Here is a 21,632-nt window from a genome sequence, read left to right on the forward strand (position 1 = left end):
GATTGCTATTATGTAATGGGGGCCGGATTGAACAGGGCCAGATCATTGTAAAGCCCCCATCGGTCGGTGCAGGTCTGGCGTTTTCCGCTGGCAACATCAAGAATCATATTGAACAGATCCTCGCCGCACTGATCAATGCTGCTAGCTCCGGTTGCAATACCGCCAGCGTCAAAATCCATCAGGTCGTGCCAGCGCCGTGCCAGTTCGGTGCGCGTTGCCACTTTGATTACTGGCACTTCACGCAACCCGTATGGTGTGCCGCGGCCAGTAGAAAAAATGTGCAGATTCATGCCCGCCGCCAGTTGCAGCGTACCGCAAACAAAATCAGATGCGGGGGTTGCGACATAATAAAGGCCAGCGGCATTTTGCGGCAACTGCTCACCCGGCGAGACAACCCCAACGATGGGAGCACTGCCAGACTTGATCAACGAGCCCATGGCTTTTTCGGTAATATTGTTAAGGCCGCCCTTTTTGTTGCCCGGCGTGGTATTGGCGCTGCGGTCAACACCACCGGCGGCAAGATAATCATCATACCAGCGCATTTCGCGTATGAGGCCCTGCGCCACCTCCGTCGAGGCCGCACGCGCCACAAGCTGATCTATGCCGTCGCGCACTTCTGTTACTTCTGAAAAAAAGGCCGTACCCCCGGCGCGCACAATACGGTCAGCCGCAGCCCCAAGGGCCGGATTGGCCGTAATGCCCGAAAAGGCGTCTGACCCACCGCACTGCATGCCCACGCGCAAGCCGGAAGCAGGGCATGCTTCACGCTTCCGCTTGTCCATCAGCTCCAGCCTGCGGCGCATGGCATCCAGCAGAGCATCCAGCATGGATTCAAAGCCGTGGTATTGCTCGTCCTGAAGGCATACGGTTTCAGGGGTATTGCTTGGCATAAGCTTTTCTGGTGTCAGCTTTTCACAGCCAAGGCTGCACAGCAAAGGCATGCCGCCAAAATTGGGATTACGCAGAATATTGCGCAAGGTGCGGATGGGAATGGGCGCAGCGGGCGCATCAATGGCCACGCCGCAACCATAGATATGATTGATGGCTACGATATCGTCGACATTGGGATAGCGGGGCAACAGCTCTTGCCGGGCCCGCTGTACGGCAACATCAAGCACGCCTGCGGCGCACTGAACGCACGCGCCGATAGCAAGAATATTACGCGTGCCGAAGGTTCCGTCATCGTTGCGGTACCCCTGAAAACTGCGGCCTTCAAGCGGCGAAAAAGCCGGGAAGCTGCGCGGGCAGTATACCAGATGATCCAGCTCTGGCGGTTCGGGCATGCGCATGCGCTGCTCCGAAACCCACATGCCAGCCTGAATGTCCTCAAGCGCATACCCAATGGTTACACCATAGCGGCGCACCACCTGCCCGCTGGCAATGTCAGCCAGCGCGACCTTGTGCCCTTGGGGAATATGTTCCTTGAGGACAGGGCCGTTGACCAGGGCCGCCCCTGGCGGAAGCCCGTCATCGTTAACAATTACAGCAACATTGTCGTCGGGATGAATGCGTACACATAACCCCGGAGTTGCGTTGCTTTGGTTCATGGCGTTCCTCTGCATCCTTGCGGAAAAACCGCAGTTGACTGAGCTGTTCCAACAGAAACCGCCCGTCTCGCCTCTGCCACACGCATTTTCACATACAGCAAGAGACATGCCACAGAGCCATGATACCGATTTTACACAACAATACGGAACATCTAAATAGCTATTGCTCTCAGTGCGACACAAAAACGCAACAAAACATGCAACATCCCGCACCACAAAACACTACAACGCGACATTTTGTAGCATTGCACCACAAATATGCAACACATGGACAAACTACCCACTCAGCCCAATCAACCAAACAGCCAAAATGGCTTACTCAATATTCAGGCGACGCATTTTTCTGTACAGCGTACTGCGGTGCAAACCCAGCACGGCGGCTGCCTTGCCATGTCGTCCACCACAGCGGTAAAGGGCGGCTAAAATCTGCGCCCTTTCATCTGCCGGGCTTGGATCATCAGCAAACGGCACACGGTAGCGTTGGCCTGCCCCCATTATGGGGGCAGGCTGCTGGTTACCGTAGACCAAAGGATGCGCGGCAGCTGGCTGCACGGCATAGCCGAGTTCTTGGCTATCGGCTGGCAACGCCTGCCCGGAATGTTCCGGGTACTGCCAGGTATTGTCTGCCCTGCCAGGCGTTGCCGCAGCCAAAGCATCTGGCGGCTGGGCAGAACTGCTGTTTTGGGCAGACCATCCGCCTCCATGCACCGAGGGCATCACTGGCGCGCCGCCGGGCCATGCCACTGCACAGGGCCGACCAGATGCAACATCTCCCGTGTCGTCCAGAGCAAAGACCTGACGTAGCATGGAAGCCGTAATGGTTTTGCCGCGCTGCCCAACCATAAGGCATTCCAGCACGTTATAGAGTTCACGCACATTTCCTGGCCAGGGGTGTTCTTCCAGCACCTCATAGGCCTCAGCTGTGCAGCGTTTTTCATAACCATGCCGCACAGCAAGCGCCCGCAAAAGGTCTTCTGTAAGCAGCCGGACATCTCCCTTTCTTGCGCACAGGGGTGGCAGGCGCAGCCGCAGCACACGCAAACGGTAGTACAGATCACGCCGAAAGCTACCCTCGGCCACCATTGCTCCCAGATCTCTATTGGTGGCGGCTATGATCCGGACATTCACGGGCAGATACTTGTCGCCACCGAGGCGCATGATGCTGCGCTCCTGCAAAAACCTGAGCAGGCGCACCTGGCCGTAATGATCCATTTCAGAAACTTCATCTAAAAAAAGCGTGCCGTTGTGGGCCATTTCTATCAGGCCAATCTTGCCTTTGCGGTTGGCACCGGTAAATGCGCCTTCTTCGTAACCAAACAGCTCCGACTCCAGCAACGAGGGCGGCAAGGCGGCACAGTTAACCGCCACAAACGGCCCGTTGGCCCAGGGGCTGGCGTTGTGGATGGACTGCGCAAAAAGCTCCTTGCCTGTTCCGCTTTCTCCATAAATCAGCACTGTTGCATCAGACGCGGCAAAACTTGTTGCCAGGCGCTTTGCCTCACGCAGCACGGGCGAACGCCCTGCAATGTCATTGAACCGGTGGATTGCATTAAGCCCCTTGGCTGTCTGCATTTTACGCAGCCTGGCGTCCATTTGCAGAACGCGGTTTGTCTCGTGCATGACAACCATGAACGATGGCGCCGAGCTATCAATGTTACCCGGCATGGGGCTGAGCGTCACAAGAGCGGTTGTGCTGCCAAAGCTGACGACCTCTTCATAACTTTGGTCAAGATTGCCTTCCATCGGCTGAAACTGTGGGAAACATTCATAAAAACTTTTCCCTACCAGGCCATTGGCCTCCAGGCCCATCATGTCGGCGGCAGCGGCATTGGCGTGACAGATGGAGCCTTGGTTGTCCACATGCAGCAGGCCATCCTTGATGCTGTTTACAAGCATGCGCAGGCTGGCGGAACGGCTATGCTCGAGCTGAATGCTGTAGCGAACCTTGAGGGCCTCTTCCAGCGCGCCGCGCACACTGGCGGGATTGGAAAACAGTTTGACCGTGGGCAGGCCCAGCTCCTTGGATATCCTGCACGTCCATTCCCCGCCTACCACCACATCCAGCCCGTCTTTGACGGCTTTTTCCAGCGTGCTTGTGATGTCGGATTCGTTCCCCGCAATCTTGTACAGGTGCATTTCCACGCCCAGAACCTTCGCAAACAGGTCAATATTCTCTTCCATATTGCGAAAGGTGAACATGGCAATGCGCGGCCGCTTGAGACCAGTGATGCGCTTTGCCTCAAAAATAGCGTGACTCAGTTCATACGAAGTGAGTGGAATAGTAATAACCGGTAAAACAATGCCGCATGAATTGAGCATTTCTGCCGTACCGCCACGCGAAACTACGCAGGAAAAATTTCTGCGTTCCATGTCAAAGGCAACACCTACGGCATCTTTCAGATTTGCCCTGTGCACCTCTATTTTGTTGCCAATTCCCATTTCAGCAATAACGCCTGTAACAACACTGTATAGTTGTTCCATGGGGGCAATAAAACCTATGGGCAGTTCCTGCATACGACACCTCTGCAACATTTTGTTGCGGTTAACACATCAAATCGTTGCAAACATGTTCCATTCTCGCGAATTTCGCAAGCAGACATGTTCAGCGACACAACTAACAATGCGGCATATCGAATTATTTTTATTATTGGCAAAGCCTTTGCTTCTACTCTTGCCAATATCGTTCGGGCGCAACGGTGTGCGCCACCAGCAGGTTTAATCTCAACAACGGAGCCTTGCATGCAAAGATTTCAACCCAAGGGCATTATCCCCGCCCTTGTTACGCCATTTACCCCCGACGGCAAACGCATTCAGGCCGATTCTCTTAAAAAGCTCATAAATTTTCAGATAGACAATGGAATGCACGGCATTTTCGTTTCAGGCAGCCAGGGTGAAGCTTGGGCGCTTTCTTTTGAAGAACGCGTGGAACTTATGGAAATGACCGTTGATTTCGTGGCTGGGCGTGTGCCCGTATACGGCGGCACCGGCTGCATCACCACAGAAGAAACGGTGCGCCTCACCCAGGAGGCCAAGAGAGTAAAAGTGGACGTGGTTTCGGTTATCACGCCCTTTTTTATCACTCCCTCGCAGGACGAACTGTACGAACATTACAAGGCTGTGGCTGCCGTGGGTATTCCCACCATGCCCTACCCCAACTTTGCCCGTACGCAGGTCAGGTTCCTGCCCTCGTTGCTTTCTCGCCTGATGGAATTTGACACCATTGTGGGCATCAAGGACAGCAGCGGCGACCTGTCGCTGGGGCTCAGCTATCTGCGGGCAGTTGAAGGCAAAAACTGCAGCGTGCTTATCGGACGCGACACACTTATCTACGCGGGCCTCGTTTACGGCGCTTCCGGCGCGATTGCCGCAGGCGGCAACGTTGCCCCCCGCCTCATGTCGGGCATCTACAACGACTTCCAGAAAGGCAACCTCGATGCTGCCATGGCTGCCCAGTCCGCAATCGAACCCTTGCGCGTGGCCTTTGATCTGGGAACATTCCCGGTTGTGGTCAAGGAGGCCCTGAACATGATGGGATTTGAAGTCGGCCCGTGCCGCCGCCCCATCGGCCCCCTCACCGAACCCATGCGGCAACGCCTGCGGGAAGTGCTGGACAATCTGCCCACCTGCTAATTTACTGAATACTCAGGAGGAAATATGAAAACTATCGGCTTTATCGGCCTTGGCATCATGGGTAAGCCCATGGCGAAAAATCTTATCAAGGCCGGGTACGACCTTGTAGTTTACAACCGTCCCTCGGATGCAACTGCGGCCTTAGCAGAATGCGGCGCAAAGGTGGCCAGTTCTCCTGCCGAAGTGGCCGCCCAGGTTGATATGGTCATTACCATGTTGCCCAACTCTCCGCACGTCAAAGAAGTTGCCCTGGGCGAAAACGGCATTGCCGAAGGCGCCCGCGCTGGCCTTCTTTATGTGGACATGAGTTCCATTGACCCCCTCGTGGCCCGCGAAGTCAGTGCAGGGATTGCCGCCAAAGGCGTGGTCATGCTCGACGCACCCGTGAGCGGTGGCGAACCAAAGGCCATTGACGGCACGCTGTCTGTAATGGTTGGCGGCCCCAAGGATGCTTTTGACAAGGCAGAACCCGTGCTCAAGAGCATGGCCGCCTCAGTGGTTCATACCGGCGACATTGGCGCTGGCAACGTGACCAAGCTGGCCAATCAGGTCATTGTGGCTCTTAACATTGCCGCCATGTCTGAAGCGCTGGTGCTGGCAACCAAGACAGGTGTTGAGCCGGAACTGGTGTTCAAGGCCATCCGGGGCGGTCTTGCTGGCTCCACGGTGCTTGATGCCAAGGCCCCCATGGTGCTTGACCGCAACTTCAAGCCCGGTTTCCGCATCGAACTGCACATCAAGGACCTGCAAAACGCCCTTGATACCTCGCACGCCGTTGGCGTGCCCCTGCCTCTTACGGCGGCAGTCATGGAAATTATGCAGGCCCTGCGCGTTGACGGCAAGGCGGGCGACGACCACGGCGGCCTGATCCAGTACTATGAAAAAATGGCTGGCATCACTGTAAAACGCTAGCAGCAAGGCAGCCACCGACATACGCAGGGGAGCCGCATTCAGCGGCTTCCCGCTGGCTGCCCCCTGCGTGAACATACCCCTTGACCACTCTGCACACATGGGGAGCATTGATGAGCGAACCCTTCCGCAGTGACCTGACTGCAATCTTTCAGGCGGGAGTAGCCGCCGTATCGCCCGATCAGGCCATTTTGTCCCACCTGCATACGGATGGAGACAGGCTTTGCATTTGTGGACGCAATTACGACCTGAGCCAGGGGCATGTGATTGTGCTGGGTGCGGGCAAGGGGGCAGCCCCAATGGCCATGGCCCTGGAAAACATGCTGGGTGGTCGCATTGATAACAGCCTTGTGGTGGTCAAATACGACCACGGTCTACCCCTTGAACATATAAAGCTTGCCGAAGCGGCGCACCCGGTTCCCGACGAGGCTGGCGCAAACGCAACACGACAAATGCTGCAACTTGCCCAGGCCGCCGGACCCGAAGATATTGTCATATGCCTGATTACGGGTGGGGCCAGTGCCCTCACACCGGCCCCCGTATCAGGCGTAACCCTGAACGATCTGCGCGCCCTCACCCTTGCCATGCTTGATTGTGGCGCGACAATCCACGAAATCAACACCCTGCGTAAGCACCTTTCGCAGTTCAGCGGGGGGCGTCTTGCCCAGGCTGCCGCACCCGCAAAGGTGGTGGCGCTTATCGTATCAGACGTGGTGGGCGACAACCTCGATGTCATCGCCTCTGGCCCCACCGCGCCAGATGACTCAACATTCGACGACTGCATGAAAATCATTGCCCACTATGGCCTGGCGGAAAGCCTGCCTGAAACGGTAATGTCGCATCTCCAGCAGGGGTGTATTGGTAAGCAGCCAGAAACGCCCAAGTCTGCCAACCCTGTTTTTGACAACGTGCAGATGGAACTGGTGGCCACCAACAGCCTGGCTCTCGAAGCGGCGGCTGCGCAGGCACGCAACCTGGGGTATACGCCCCAGATCCTTACCACCTGCATGACCGGCAATGCAGAAAACCGCGCCCGCGAGCTTGTTGCCCAACTGCGCAACGCTCCAGCCGGAACCTGCCTTCTGGCTGGCGGCGAATGTACCGTGCAGATAACAGGACAGGGCAAGGGCGGACGCAATCAGCACATGGCTCTTGCCGCTTCGCTGTTACTGGAAGGGGAAAGCAGCCTTGCTGCCCTTTTTGCGGGCACGGATGGTACAGACGGTCCCACCGACGCGGCTGGTGGTTTTGCCCTGTCGCAAACTGCTGCGCGCATCCGCAGCCAGGCCTCACCAGATGCCCTGCTGCACAACAACAACAGCTATGAGGCTTTGGCCCTTGCCGGTGATCTGTTTATTACCGGCCCAACACGCACCAATGTTATGGATATGGCCATTCTTGTTTCTGGCAAACCATAACTTTTTTGAATTTAGGGAGTTAGGATCAAGGAAACGACTGAAGGTAACCAGGACATGACGCCACACGCAATCCGTCACTGTCTCCGCCTCATCTCTGGGTTTTAGCAATTGTGCCTCCAACTCAAGGACGACACCATGAATTCCCAAGTTTCCACCTCGACTGAAAAACGAACCAACGTACGTTGGCTTATTGTAGTTATTCTGTTCATTATCACGGCCATCAACTACGGTGACCGCGCCACCATATCCATTGCTGGTAGCCCCATGGCCAAGGAACTTGGCATGGATTCGGTAGATATGGGCTATATTTTTTCTGCCTTTGGCTGGGCCTATGTGATCTGCCAGATTCCCGGCGGCTGGCTGCTTGACCGCTTTGGCTCCAAAAAAGTTTATTTCTTCAGCATATTTTTCTGGTCGCTGTTTACCCTGTTACAGGGCACGGTGTGGATGTTCAGCGCAGGCTGGGCCTTTCTGGCAATCTTTTGCCTCAGATTTTGCGTTGGCGCGGCAGAATCGCCTTCTTTCCCCGGCAACAGCCGCATTGCGGCGGCGTGGTTCCCTGCGCAGGAACGCGGCACGGCTGTTTCCATTTTCAATTCAGCCCAGTATTTTGCCACAGTAATTTTTGCCCCCATCATGGGCTGGCTGACCCACACCTTTGGCTGGCACTACGTGTTCATTTTCATGGGCAGCATCGGCATTGTGGGCAGCATTATCTGGCTTTATTTCATCCATGATCCCAAGGATCATCCCAATGCCAACAAGGCTGAAATCGACTACATCACCGCTGGCGGCGCGCTGGTCAGCATGGATCAGAAAAAGCCCGGTGTCAGCAACCAGGGCCCCAAACTCTCCTACATCAAGCAGCTTATTCAGTCGCGCATGCTTATGGGTGTATGTCTTGCACAGTACTGCATCAACGCGCTGACCTTCTTTTTCATCTCGTGGTTCCCGGTATACCTGGTGCAGGAACGCGGCCTTGATATCCTCAAGGCGGGCATCTATGCCGCCATCCCTGCTGTCTGCGGCTTTGCAGGCGGTTTGCTGGGCGGCGTCATGTCTGACTTTATTCTGCGCAAGACCAAATCCCTCACCCTTGCCCGCAAAACCCCCATCGTTCTTGGCATGTTGCTTTCCATGGTCATTCTGGCCTGCAACTACACTGATTCCATTGTGCTGGTGGTTTTCTTCATGGCAATTTCCTTCTTTGGCAAGGGAATTGGCGCTCTTGGCTGGGCTGTACTTGCAGACTCTGCCCCTAAGGAAATCAGCGGCCTTACCGGCGGCGTTTTCAACATGTGTGGCAACATCTCCAGTATTGTTACGCCCATCGCTATTGGCTACATCATCAAGTCCACCGGCTCGTTCAAGATGGCCCTGGTCTTTGTGGCAGTGCACGCGGCTATCGCCGTTGTGAGCTACCTGTTCATCGTTGGCAAAATCCAGCGCCTTGAGCTGAAGAAGGAAAATGAACCGGCCCCTGCTCAAACCGTGCCGCAGGAGAGCTAATATGGCCGGGCAAACTCCACGCATTACAGAAATGCGCGTTATCCCGGTAGCCGGGTATGACAGCATGCTTTTGAATATTGGCGGCGCGCATCACCCGTATTTTACCCGCAACCTGATCATTCTGCGGGACAATACAGGGCATCAGGGGGTGGGCGAAGCCCCCGGTGGTGAAACTATCCGCCAGACGCTGGAGAGCTTCCGCGATCTGGTTGTGGGCAAAAGCCTCGGGCAGCTCAAAAACACGGTGTATCAGGCGCACACCAACCATCAGGCCGCTGACTTTGACACCTTTGGCAAGGGTGCCTGGACGTTTGAACTGCGGGTCAACGCGGTTGCGGCTCTTGAAACGGCGCTTTACGACCTGCTTGGGCAGTTCATGGGTGTTCCCGTTTGTGATCTGCTTGGCCCTGGCCGTCAGCGCGATGCCATAACTGTGCTCTGCTACCTGTTTTATATTGGTGATGCCGGCAAGACCGACCTGCCATATCCCGCAGCCGAGAACGGGCACGACTGGTACGACCTGCGTCGCAAAAAAGCAATGGATACGGCCTCGGTTGTCCGTCTGGCCGAGGCGGCACACGACAGATACGGGTTCGAACACTTCAAGCTCAAGGGCGGCGTACTGCCCGGAGCAGAAGAAATTGAGACTGTGCACGCCCTGCACCAGGCCTTTCCGCAGGGGCACATCAACATTGACCCCAACGGTGCGTGGACACTGGATGAATCCATTGCCCTGTGCAAGGGTCTGCGCGGCGTGCTGACCTATGTGGAAGACCCCTGCGGTGCAGAACAGGGATTTTCCGGCAGGGAGATCATGGCAGAATTCCGGCGGGGCACAGGCCTGCCGGTTGCCACCAACATGATTGCCACAAACTGGCGCGAAATGTGCCATGCAGTCATGCTGCAATCCGTAGATATTCCTTTGGCAGACCCCCACTTCTGGACGCTTTCGGGCGCGGTGCAGGTTGCAGAACTGTGCGCAAACTGGGGGCTTACATGGGGCTGCCATTCCAACAACCACTTTGACGTGTCGCTTGCCATGTTTACCCATGTGGCCGCCGTTGCGCCCGGTACCCCCACCGCCATTGACACCCACTGGATATGGCAGGAAGGGCAGCACCTTACCCACAACCCCCTGCAAATAGAAAAGGGCCAGATTCGCGTGCCAGACGCCCCCGGCCTTGGGGTAGAACTGAACATGGACATGGTTGAACAGGCTCACGCCCTGTATAAAAGCATGCCCGCGGGTGGCCGCAATGATGCCCTTGCCATGCAATACCTTATTCCCGGCTGGACATTTGACCGCAAACGGCCAGCCCTGGTGCGCTAGTCAGACCGGCATCACAGCCTACAGACAGAGAACACAATGAAGACAAAAATTGTAGCCACCATCGGCCCCGCATCCAAAAGCCCTGAAAAAATCCGTGAGCTTGCAGAAGCTGGAGTCAGCATTTTCAGGCTCAACTTCTCACACGGCAAGGCCGAAGACTTTGTGGACATTATCAGCCACATTCGCCTGGCCGAAAGCCAGTGCGAACGCTCGCTGACAATCATGCAGGATCTTTCCGGTCCCAAAATCCGCCTGGGGGGTCTGCGCGTCAACAGCATACAGGTTACCAAGGGTATGCATCTGCTGCTTGGCCCGTCAGAATTGCAGGATGCCCAGCCAGAGACGGTCAGTTATCTGCCTTTTGACCACCAGGCCATCATGGATAGCCTTGAACCTGGCGACATCATGGTTCTGGCTGACGGCGGGTTACAATTTACGGTTCTGCAACGCCAAAGCAACGGCCTTGTGGTGCTGGAAGCCAACAACTCTGGCGTAGTCACGTCCCGCAAGGGGCTGGCGCTGCCCGGCAAGGCCACTACGCTTCGGGCACTTACCGATAAAGACAAGCGGGATCTTGCGGCAGGGCTCAAGCTGGGCGTTGACGCCGTGGCCATTTCTTATGTGCAAACGGCAGATGACGTGCGCGAAGCCAAGGAGCTGATTGCTGCCGAGGGACGCAATGTACCCGTGGTTGTAAAGCTTGAGCGGCGCAATGCCGTGGATAACCTGCAAGAGATTCTTGCGGAGACAGATATGGTCATGGTAGCGCGCGGCGACCTTGGGGTAGAATGCCCCCTGCCGCAGCTGCCGGGACTGCAAAAAAGCATTATCAGCGCCTGCAACAAGGCGGCAAAACCCGTCATTGTTGCTACGCAGATGCTGCTTTCCATGCTCAATTCCCCCGCTCCAACACGCGCGGAAACAACAGATGTGGCCAATGCCGTGCTTGATGGCGCAGACTGCGTTATGCTGTCTGAAGAAACTGCCATGGGCAATTTCCCTGTAGAAACTGTGCGCTATATGAGCGAAATAACAACACAGGCTGAAGCTCTGCTGCTGGCAAACCGCCAACTGGTTGAACCGGGACGCGACAAGGGGATTTCTCAATTCCTTGGGTACTCGGCCTGCCTGCTGGCAGACAAGGCCAGCGCTGCCGCCATAGTTGCCCACAGTATCACGGGGGCCGCAGCACGGTTGGTTTCAAGCTGCAAGCCCTCGCAACAGATATATGCTATCACCCATGATCCTGAATCCATGAAGGGGCTGAACTTCTCATGGGGGGTGACCCCCGTGTTGATGCCGCAGTCTGCTTCTGAAGAAAGCCACCTTGCCAGGGCACAACGCTTTGTGGCCGAACTGGACAGCATACCAGAAGGTTCCTGCGCTGTTATCACCGCAGGCCAGAATGCCGGTTCGTCCAGCGCCCCCAAAGGCACAAACCTGGTCAAGATATTCTGGAAGTAGCCGCTCCACGGCCCCTTTATTCACGCAAAACGCCCCAGCCCTCCAAACCTGCTCAACCCCAATTTTACAGGGTGGCGGGGGTGGATGGCTGGGGCGATCCTTATTGCACACTCTTTGGCGCACATCAGTCGGCCTGCCGGTTGATGCCAACTGCAAATCCGCCGCAGTATACACGCAGGTTTCAAAGCAGTGGCATCTTTATGCCCACATCCCTGTTCAACACCGAGCTTCACCCCATACATATTTGTTGGGGCACTTGTTTGCCATTGGCATAGATGCCTTTGCGGCAAACCAGCTGAATGAAACGTTTGTGCAGAGCTGGCGGCATCATGGATGTACATTTTTACGCATGAGCTTGTACACTTCAAACCATCCGACACTCGCTGCACCAGCCAGCAGGCAAAAGCCGAAATCCTTTGGCTCCAGTGCATTTAAATGGAGGAGGATGCGGAGCACTGGGACGTTGAGCACCAGAATCAGCATCACCGTCGCGCCTCCCAATATCCACCACAGCACGGCGTTTGGCTCCTTGAACATGGTGACGATGGTGCGGTTCCATGAGCGGTTGGTCATTATCAGCGCAAGATTTGCAAAAACCAAGGTGGCAAAAACAAAGGATCGCCTGGTATCATCCAGCGGCTGCCCCTGCATACCCGCCACCCAGAACATGAAAAATATCGAGGCCAGTACAAAGAGCCCCTGCATCAAGCTGATGCTTACCACTCGCGCGTTAAAGAGCTGCTCATCCGGCTTGCGTGGTGGGCGAAGCATAACGTCTTTTTCAGCACCTTCTGACTCAAAGATGAGCGAACAGGCTGGATCGATTATAAGCTCAAGAAAAACGATGTGCACAGGCAGCAGCATGAGTGGCAAGTCGGCAACGAATACCGGGGCCATTGAAAGCCCAGCAATGGGCACATGAATGGCCACTGTGTAGGCAACGGCCTTTTTGATATTGTCGTATATGCGGCGACCGAGGCGGATGGCCTGCACAATTGAAGAAAAATCGTCATCAAGCAGTATCAGGGCCGAGGCTTCGCGTGCCACATCCGTGCCGCGTCCGCCCATGGCAATGCCTATGTGCGCCGCTTTGAGGGCAGGGGCATCGTTCACGCCGTCCCCGGTCATGGCAACAACCTCGCCGCTGGCCTTGATGGAGTTCACCAGGCGCAGCTTCTGCTCTGGCACCACGCGGGCAAACACGTCAACATCCCTGATGCGCTGCGTAAGTTCCTCGTCGCTCATGGCGGCCAGCTCTGGCCCGCCAATAACCTTGATACCCTCCCCGGGCACACCGCGCAGCCCAATCTGCCTGGCAATGCTTTGGGCAGTAGTTGGGTGATCGCCGGTAATCATGATCACCCGAATCCCCGCCGTGTAGCATTCCTGAATCGTTGCAGGAACGGTGGGACGGATGGGATCCTCAAGGCCGACTAACCCCAAAAATTCGAAAGCAAAATCATGCTGATCGTCGGGCAAAGAAACTTCGGGCAAAGCAGGCTGGGATACGGCTGCCGTGGGCCAGATGGCCCGGGCAACACCCAGCACACGCAGCCCCCCGCCCGCCATCTTGTTAACCTGAGCGGTTATGGCGCTTCGTTGCTCTTCATCAAGATGGCACAGATCAGCGATGGCCTCGGGGGCTCCCTTGGTGGCAACTACCAGGTTTTCAGCGTCAGCCACGCGCCATACATGGGACACGGCCATCAACCTGGAGGAAAGTGGATAGTCGCGCACCATCTCCCATTGATCATGCCCATGTTCGGTCTTGTTCAGATATTCGTCACCCATCTGATGCAGGGCGCGCTCCATGGGGTCGAAAATTTCCTTTTTGCTCGCCAGCACCCCGTATTCCAGCAACGGATGAAACATTTCGGACATCGCTGCACCTTGGCGGGCAACAAAGGTCTGGCCGCCTGCATATAGCTGGCGAACGGCCATGCGGTTGAGAGTGAGAGTGCCGGTCTTATCCGTGCAAAGCACGGTTGCTGATCCCAGCGTTTCTATGGCAGGCATGCGCCGGGTGAGCACGTGGCTGCGAGAAATTCGCCACGCTCCCATGGCCAGAAAAACGGTCATGATGACGGGAAACTCCTCTGGAAGCACGGCCATGGCCATAGCTATGCCCGCCAGTGTCGCCTGCGCCCAGCTCTGCGGTGTGTTGCCTCGTGTAAGGGCATAAGCCACGATGGTAACAGCGCACAGGGCAATCCCGATGCCAGCAAGGTGCTTGACCAAGCGGCCCGTTTCGGTCTGAAGTGGCGTCTTTGCCTGTTCGATGGACTGGAGTGCCCGGCCTATCTTGCCAAGCTCCGTATTCGCCCCGATGGCCACCACCTCGGCCAAACCCTGCCCTCGTGTAATGAGCGAGCCAGAATAAACTTCTGGAAGGTCATCACCACCGGGCTTGCCTTTCCAGGTGGCATTCTGTGAGCTTGATTTGCGCACAGGCACAGATTCGCCAGTAAGCAGAGATTCATCCACCGTCACGTTGAGCGCGTAGCGCAGCACCGCATCTGCAGGAACCCGATCACCCTCTGAAAGCAGAATCTGATCACCCCGAACCACCTCGCGCCCGGCGATACGCCGCTGCGTGCCTGCGCGAATAACCAGGGCGCGCGGGCTGGAGAGATCGCGCAGCGCGTCTAGGGCACGTTCTGTTCGCCGCTCCTGAATGATGGTAATACCTATGACCACAAAAACAAAAGCCAGGAGCATAAGTGCGTCCGACAGTTCGCCCATGAGCAGGTACAAACTGCCGCACCCCACCAGAAGCAGAAACATTGGTTCCCGCATGACCTCAAAAGCGATGGAGAGCACGCCACGCTTGGCCTCCTGAGGTATCTCGTTGAAACCTTCACTCTGCTGCCGAAGGGTGGCCTCGGCCTCGCTCAGACCTGTGGCGCGAGAGGGATCAAATTGCATCAGCGTCATGGGCTCATTGCCCTCCTGGAGGTGTTTCGCGGTAGCCGGTGTGCCTTTGGCTGGTGCCAAGACTACCCTTACCCTTCTGACCTCAAAAGTCGACAGAACATGACTTGCCCCAGTACTCTGGCTACTTTTTGGGCTTCTTGGGGCATATTTTGCCTTTCAGGCTGCCATCAACATGCGCCTGCCGCCAGACTCCAACTGCCATGCTGGACACACTTACCGAAAAAACAATGGAGACGTTTGTTGCTGCCGCACAGATATGAATCACAACACCGGGTTTAAGGGCAGCCAAGCGGCGGCCTTTAAACATTCATGGAGACAATTGCAGGGAACAGGCGGGCGCAGGGAAGGATTGCGGGCCATAACCAGGCAAAGGTTGCTTGTATTGGGTGGTAGCAAGCAATATTACCAAGGTGGGTTCAATCCACAGTGCACGTAGGGCCCAACGCCTGATGCGAATAGCCGACGTTGCCACAAACTTGATTACAGACAATCCTCGCCGTCAACACATAAACTGTATGCCCGACTACGTTTCAGTTTTCTGAATAGTGTAGATCTGTTGATCTGAAATAACTGCGCTGTTTTGTTGAATGAGCCATAATGCTGCACGTCCTTGGCATACGGAATGAACACATCACGTACCTGCTGCCGCACACCAGCAAAGTGGTCAACTATCTGCCTGATCTGGTGCCTGCCATGTTTGCCATACTGCAGACTGCATTACTGAAAGGAGCTAAGAATGGCTGAAAATCCCCCTGCGCACAATCTTGATGCCTCAGCATGGCTTGTCTTGCAATCGCCCTGCTAAAAGCTGCAAAGGCTATTGGGGACGAATTTAAGGATTAACTATTGACGATTATGCCCAGCATTGTGGTACCGATCTGGCCTTGCTGGGCATAATCTTCCGTTAACATGGCAAGCTAGGGAATTTCGTAAAAGGTTGCATCCGAGATAACAGGCTGGCGGCACAGATCGACAACGCGAACTCCAGCCTCAGCTTGCCGCTATGTCAGGAACACTAACTTTTCAATACCATACCTTTCGGTGGGAGGGTCAAATTTAATTGGATCCGGGATCTTTTCGCCTCCCAGTTCTGGCAAACTCCAACGGGAACACCGTCAGGCAATGGGACAAGATCGATCCACAAAAAAAGGTGGTCGGTCCCTGACGTGGAGAAGGGACCGACCAGTGGAGGAAGTCGCCATCAACTCATTATGCGGGGCAAACACATGTTAACTTGATGGCGTTATTCCCCATGCGCATGGACATGGAGAAAATTGGAGAAAGAAAATAAACCAAACAAAGGCAGCCTACTTCGCGTCATGACCTCTTAAGGAGAGGACTTTTCAGATCATGCCACAAGCTGATCAGGCTTTTGGGTAGTCCGCTGAGTTACATGGTTCTTCAAGTCGGATTCGCCCAGAATCATATATGTGCGTTCTTCTTCAGAAATGGCATGTACGGCTTTGTAGCGTACGATATAAAAACAAACTCCCAATACCGACCAAGCGACCAATACATGCCATGATTCGGGTCCAATGCTGGCAGGAGACATGGGCAACGTCAGCAGTCCCAGACATATCAAAGAGGCAACGCAACCTAATATTCCGCTTATGTTACAGGGAGTTTCATGATTACGCATAATAACAAAGGCTGCTGCAGAAGCAAAAAAATAGGCGATGATCGTGCCGATTGAAGACATGTCCACAACCCAGGACAGGACTTCCCGGCCAAAAAAGGGCGCGATAGCCACGACAACGAGAGTAAAATTAAGCGCGTTGTGCGGAGTCTTGTGTTTTCCATGCAAAGAAGCAAACCATACCGGCAAAATATGGGCGCGCCCCATGCTGAACATAAGCCGGGAACTGGCGATAAAGAAGCCGTTAATACCAGTCAAGATAGCGGAGAACACCGCAAGAGCAAGCACAACGCTCCCCACTTTACCCAGCGAAACACTGACGGTATAGCCGGTATGCCATACAGGATTGAGTGCAAGCAATTCAGGGTAGGGAATAACGGCCGCTACGGCGAGGGTAATTATGCTGTAAGTTACGATACCGCAAACAATAGATAGCAACATAAGCCGCACACCAGTTTTTGCGGAAAAATTAAACTCCTCGGCAGCTTGTGGAATAGTGTCAAAGCCCACAAAAAGCCATGGGGCTATGGCTGTAACGGCAGCGATAGAGGCAATCACCGATTTATCCTGCGCAAACCACGGCTCAATATTCTGCCAATTACTTGTCGGGGATATAACGGCACCCACAAGGAGCGAAAGAACGCCAATAGCCAGTATCACAGCGAGCACGACCTGCACCCTACTTACTATGTCCGCACCTCTGTAGTTGAGATACCAGAACAGCGCCAGCACAGCCTCCAGAAACAATAGTTCTCCGAAATATATTTTCCATTCGGCAATGCTGTACATATACCCCAGTTCCAAGACCCCGGGTATGAGAAAACGCGTCAACAGTACGATAGCGGTGCCGTTGAGGGCGATTATGCATAGATACCCCAAAAGTAGTGCCCATCCGCCAATAAAGGCCAATCCTGGCCCGAACGCCGCATAGGCAAAGGCAAAAACACCGCCAGCAACAGGGTAAAGCCCCACAACCTTACCGTAACTTACCGCTATAAACATGAGTAACAGGCCCCCGCATACAAAACCTATGCAGGCACCGATCGGCCCAGATCCCGGCAAGAAACGCAAGCCGGGCATGATAAAGGCTCCCCACCCGATGATCGCGCCAAATGCTAAAGCCCATATCGACAATGGGGACATATTTTTTTCCAAGACCGGTCGGGATTCATGAACTTTTGACATACAACAGTTCTCCTCGGTTTTGGCACCTTCCGTGGCGCATCAGACAATGAAATTGCTGGCATTTACAGTTCTGTGGAGTGCAAAACTCGCCATACACAAGGCGTGAGATAAATTTGCCCCTGTAAACAGGAGGGCGCGCCCGGCCTTACCCGAGCGCGCCCTTTTTGAGGCTATTTGCTGAAATGCGCCTTGTCGAGATGTTCATACTTAGGCAGGAACCTGGTCGGCAAAGCCAGAGCGTCTCTACGGAAAGGAGGCGCAAGGCGCGTGCCATCGGTCATGACTTCGATAACCGCAGGACGCCGATTCTTTTTGGCTGTATCCAATGCCTCGGCCAGATCTTTTTGCGTATTTACGGTGTAACCGTCTGCCCCCATGGCCTCGGCAATTTTAGCGTAGGACTTGGACCAGATGTCCGCGCCTACGAAGCGGTTATTATAAAAATCCACCTGATTTTTCTTTTCGGCGCACCATGCCCCGTTGTTATACACAGTAGCAATAACCGGCAGATTGTACTGGCAGGCGGTCGGCACTTCAAAAAGGCTCATACCCCATGCGCCGTCACCCACAATGGCCACTGTCAGATCATCAGGGCAGGCTAGTTGCGCTCCAAGAGCTGCTTGATATGCGAATCCTGTATTGCCAAACGTCAGTGTGGCCACATGGCGCTTGGTCTTCTTAAAACGAAGATAGCTGTTTGCAGTGGAGGATGTATTGCCTATGTCAGTGGTGGCAATGGCGTCATGGTCTGTAATAAACTTGCCCACGACCTCCAGCGCCTTGCGCGGGTGCATGCGCCCGGCTTCCACAGGTTCATCCGCAATCAAGGCTATTTCTTTGTACCAGCTTGCAAGCTCGTCCTTTACCATATTATGCACATGGGTGAGGTCTTTCTTGGCAGGAACGGCTTCACGCAAACGCGCAAACAATTCTTCCGAAGCGTCCTTGGCGTCAGCACACAGTCCCACAGCCACAGGATGCGTCTTGGCAATGTGGCGAGGGTTGATGTCGATCTGCACGATTTTGGCAGCCTTGGGGAAATAGTTGATATCATACTGCGGAAGCGTACCGAAGTAAGACAATCTGGTCCCCACGGCCAGAATAACATCAGCCTTCTGCAGAATGCGCATGGCGGCCTTGGAACCCATGTAGCCAATGGGACCTGTCCATAACGGGTGGTCGCATGGGAAGGCATCATTGTGCAGATAGGTTGTTGCTACTGGTGCCCCCATATATTCCGCCATTGCCTTGATTGTTTCCATGCAGCCGGAGTCTACAACGCCGCGGCCTGAAACAATGACCGGATTCTTGGCGTTTTTTAACACTTCCACGGCGGCGGCGAAATGCTGGGGGTTGCCGATGCCGCCGGGAGCTACACGATACTGGGAAGGACGCAGGATATCTTCGTCCAGTTCGCCATAAAAGTAATCGCGGGGGATATCCACAAGCACAGGACCACGCTCTGCATAGGCAATGCGGAAGGCTGTACGCATAATATCAGCAGCGCGCTTGGGATGCGGCACGCGCAGCGATGCTTTGGTTATGGGTTTGAACAGATTCCATGTGTCACATTCCTGAAAGCCGTCCCATCCCACAGAAATGCTGCCAGCGCTAGGCGAAATGACCACCATGGGCGAATGCGCCATGTTGGCGGTAGCCACAGCCGTCACATAGTTGGTGATGCCAGGCCCGTTCTGCCCAATAACAACACCAGCCCTGCCGGTGAGGCGGCTATAGGCGTCTTCCATATGCCCGGCGGTCTGCTCATGACGCACCGAGATAAAATCAATCCCCGCAGAGGGGAACAAGTCCAGCATATCCATGAAGGCGGAACCGAGAATACCGCTTACATGGTTCACTCCTTCCTGCACCAGAACTTCTGTCATGGCCTCACTGGGCGTCATCTTGGGCATGCTATCCTCCGATACGAATACATGGTGGGTTACGATACTGCTGCCCACACATCTGGCGATTCCATGTCGCAGGGAATTGTGGCCCATGGATTGCAAGATAATGTGGACATTGCCTTCGCTCCTTTTCAGCTTGTATCTGAGTATTACAAGAAGTGTTCCAGAGAACAAAAACAGTTAAGACATTTTAAATATTGACATTATTATTTACACTCTTGCATAATTATAATGCAGCATCGCATTGTAAAACATATCATCATGCCAACATGATGCAACTTCGCATTACCTGACAAAAAGGAAAACCACATGATGAATAAGTATTTACATGGCATCATGCACACACTTGACTTGATGCCTTCCACTATATGCGCTCTAATCTGCCGAGATGAACAGTGGGTTATCGAGGCATGTAATCGACATTTCAAACTATTTATACAAAATCTATGTAGTAAACACCCAACAGATAAAGACAATAATACCTGTCAACACGATAACTATAGTTCGCTTTTAAAAATGATAGAATTATATTGCGGACACAGCTTGTTCAAAAAAATACAATCAAGCAAACCAGATGTACCCATAAGCATCTGTCTGCCTTGGGGTAAATGGACGCTCTGTTGGAAATGGCTGGACGATGTTGGGTCCACACACGAAAACGACAGGCACAGGTTCGTCGTGCTGCACGAAAACAGCGCAAAGGATAACGAGCCTGACGTGAACCTTCTATACAAGGAACTACACGCCATCATGGACTCCATGTACGATGGCATGTGGATTATCGACAGCAAAGGCACAACCCTCTATGTCAACAGGGCCATGAAGCGCATCGCCAACATTGAACCGGAAGAGATGATCGGCAAGTCTGTCACTATTCCGATGCTTGAAGGAAAATTTTCAGCAGCGGTGACTCTGGAGGCCCTTGAACAAAGAAAAATTGTTACGCGGTTCGATGACTATCCAAATGGAACCCGCTGCCTCAATACAAGCACACCAATCTTTGACAAACAGGGCAATATCTGGCGAGTGGTTGCCTGCATTCGCGACATCACTGAGCTTGAAATGTTGCAGCGACGGCTGGCAGATGCAGAACGCGCCGCCCAGTTGCTTCAGGCCGAAGCAGCAGCCCTGCAGCACAGTAATGAAAACAAATTTGTTGCCACTGGCAAGGTCATGCGCCGTTGCGTAGCCGAGCTTGAAAAAGCCGCGAGAGCGCCCTCGGGCATTCTTATCCTTGGCGAGACAGGCACAGGAAAAACTTATGCTGCATCCTACATACACAAGAAAAGCCCACGTGCTGATGGTCCGTTCATTTCCGTTAACTGCGCGGCCATCCCCCCAACCCTCATAGAGTCAGAGCTGTTTGGCTACGAAAAAGGAGCCTTTACCGGGGCCAGCCGATCGGGCAAGAAGGGGTATTTCGGACTGGCCGATAACGGCACTCTGCTGCTGGACGAAATTGGTGAATTACCGTTGAGCATGCAGGCAAAAATCTTGCACGTGCTTGACGGCCAAGGGTTTCGCAAGATCGGTGGCGAAAAAGAACTACGCGTGGACGTGCGCATTATCGCCGCCACAAACAGGCCTCTGGACCAGCTTGTAAGCAGTGGATTGTTCAGGGCCGACCTGTATTACCGCCTGCGAGTGCTGAGCATAAACATGCCACCATTGCGGGAACACCCCGAAGACATTCCGACGCTCATTACTGTGTTTCTGGACAAGGCCTGTACTCGCTACAATACGATAAAAACTTTTTCACCTAGCGTTGTAGACTGTTTCAGCAAGCACTCTTGGCCAGGAAACGTGCGCGAATTGCGCGCTGCAGTGGATTTTTTGGCTGCCATGACCGAGAGCAGCGTTATTTCCATGCGTGACCTTCCTTCATACCTGCTGGGAGATATTCCTGAAATCTATTGCGATGATGAAGAGGAAGAATCCGTGCCAAGCCAAGTTGAAAAAAATATTTCTTTCAGGGAAACTGTCGAGAATCTGGAGCGCTCACTTATCAGCAAGGCTCTGAGAGATACTGGCAGCACATACAAGGCTGCTGCCAGACTTGGCATCAGCCAGTCCACCGTGGTGCGCAAAGCCAAGCAGTTGCGTATACCTGTTGCAGAGAAAAAAAGAAACGAAGCATAAAAATACAGGGGCCGCTCAGAGTAT

General features: G+C 54.3%; 13 protein-coding genes. 8 read left to right on the forward strand and 5 right to left on the reverse strand.

Features of this window, described 5'->3' with window-relative positions:
* Positions 1-8: 8 nt before the first annotated feature.
* Together garD and RDK48_RS05735 are read right to left on the reverse strand one after the other, a co-directional pair.
* Complete coding sequence (gene garD / locus RDK48_RS05730) at positions 9-1,547, reverse strand: galactarate dehydratase (protein WP_298996676.1); 1,539 nt, start codon at positions 1,545-1,547, stop codon at positions 9-11.
* A gap of 315 nt (positions 1,548-1,862) precedes the next feature.
* Entirely contained in the window at positions 1,863-4,061 is a 2,199-nt protein-coding gene (locus tag RDK48_RS05735; protein WP_298996673.1) for a sigma-54-dependent Fis family transcriptional regulator, read from the reverse strand.
* Between the two features lie 225 nt (positions 4,062-4,286).
* Between RDK48_RS05735 and RDK48_RS05740 the strand changes: the two genes are divergently transcribed.
* From RDK48_RS05740 to pyk, 6 genes are all read left to right on the forward strand, one after another.
* A complete protein-coding gene (locus RDK48_RS05740; RefSeq protein ID WP_298996670.1) occupies positions 4,287-5,177 on the forward strand; it encodes a dihydrodipicolinate synthase family protein in 891 nt (296 codons plus the stop codon).
* A gap of 24 nt (positions 5,178-5,201) precedes the next feature.
* Positions 5,202-6,089 (forward strand): 2-hydroxy-3-oxopropionate reductase, encoded by an 888-nt coding sequence (gene garR / locus RDK48_RS05745; protein ID WP_298996665.1) that lies wholly within the window; start codon positions 5,202-5,204, stop codon positions 6,087-6,089.
* A 110-nt stretch (positions 6,090-6,199) separates the two neighbouring features.
* Positions 6,200-7,504 carry a glycerate kinase gene (locus RDK48_RS05750; RefSeq protein ID WP_298996661.1) on the forward strand — a complete coding sequence of 435 codons (1,305 nt, stop codon included), beginning with the start codon at positions 6,200-6,202 and terminating at the stop codon, positions 7,502-7,504.
* A gap of 135 nt (positions 7,505-7,639) precedes the next feature.
* Positions 7,640-9,013, forward strand: coding sequence for an MFS transporter (locus RDK48_RS05755; protein WP_298996652.1), 1,374 nt, complete (start codon positions 7,640-7,642; stop codon positions 9,011-9,013).
* Position 9,014: 1 nt separating this feature from the next.
* Positions 9,015-10,343, forward strand: a complete 1,329-nt coding sequence (locus RDK48_RS05760; protein ID WP_298996647.1) for an enolase C-terminal domain-like protein — start codon at positions 9,015-9,017, stop codon at positions 10,341-10,343.
* 36 nt (positions 10,344-10,379) lie between these two features.
* The gene (pyk, locus tag RDK48_RS05765) at positions 10,380-11,807 is read left to right on the forward strand and encodes a pyruvate kinase (protein WP_298996641.1); all 1,428 of its coding nucleotides are present in this window, start codon (positions 10,380-10,382) and stop codon (positions 11,805-11,807) included.
* Positions 11,808-12,134: 327 nt separating this feature from the next.
* Here the strand turns inward: pyk and RDK48_RS05770 are convergent, their stop codons facing one another.
* Positions 12,135-14,741: a cation-translocating P-type ATPase gene (locus tag RDK48_RS05770; RefSeq protein ID WP_298996637.1), complete on the reverse strand. Its 2,607-nt coding sequence runs from the start codon at positions 14,739-14,741 to the stop codon at positions 12,135-12,137.
* Between the two features lie 597 nt (positions 14,742-15,338).
* Here RDK48_RS05770 and RDK48_RS05775 point away from each other — a divergent pair.
* Complete coding sequence (locus tag RDK48_RS05775) at positions 15,339-15,485, forward strand: hypothetical protein (protein ID WP_298996633.1); 147 nt, start codon at positions 15,339-15,341, stop codon at positions 15,483-15,485.
* A 604-nt stretch (positions 15,486-16,089) separates the two neighbouring features.
* On the opposite strand, the gene RDK48_RS05780 is transcribed toward RDK48_RS05775, so the two are convergent.
* Positions 16,090-17,562 (reverse strand): APC family permease, encoded by a 1,473-nt coding sequence (locus tag RDK48_RS05780; RefSeq protein ID WP_298996630.1) that lies wholly within the window; start codon positions 17,560-17,562, stop codon positions 16,090-16,092.
* 170 nt (positions 17,563-17,732) lie between these two features.
* Positions 17,733-19,475: a sulfoacetaldehyde acetyltransferase gene (xsc, locus tag RDK48_RS05785; RefSeq protein ID WP_298996627.1), complete on the reverse strand. Its 1,743-nt coding sequence runs from the start codon at positions 19,473-19,475 to the stop codon at positions 17,733-17,735.
* A gap of 303 nt (positions 19,476-19,778) precedes the next feature.
* Here xsc and RDK48_RS05790 point away from each other — a divergent pair, with 303 nt between their 5' ends.
* Positions 19,779-21,608 (forward strand): sigma-54-dependent Fis family transcriptional regulator, encoded by a 1,830-nt coding sequence (locus tag RDK48_RS05790; RefSeq protein ID WP_298996625.1) that lies wholly within the window; start codon positions 19,779-19,781, stop codon positions 21,606-21,608.
* Positions 21,609-21,632: the final 24 nt, after the last annotated feature.

This window comes from uncultured Desulfovibrio sp., assembly GCF_902477725.1.
Taxonomy (GTDB): domain Bacteria; phylum Desulfobacterota; class Desulfovibrionia; order Desulfovibrionales; family Desulfovibrionaceae; genus Desulfovibrio.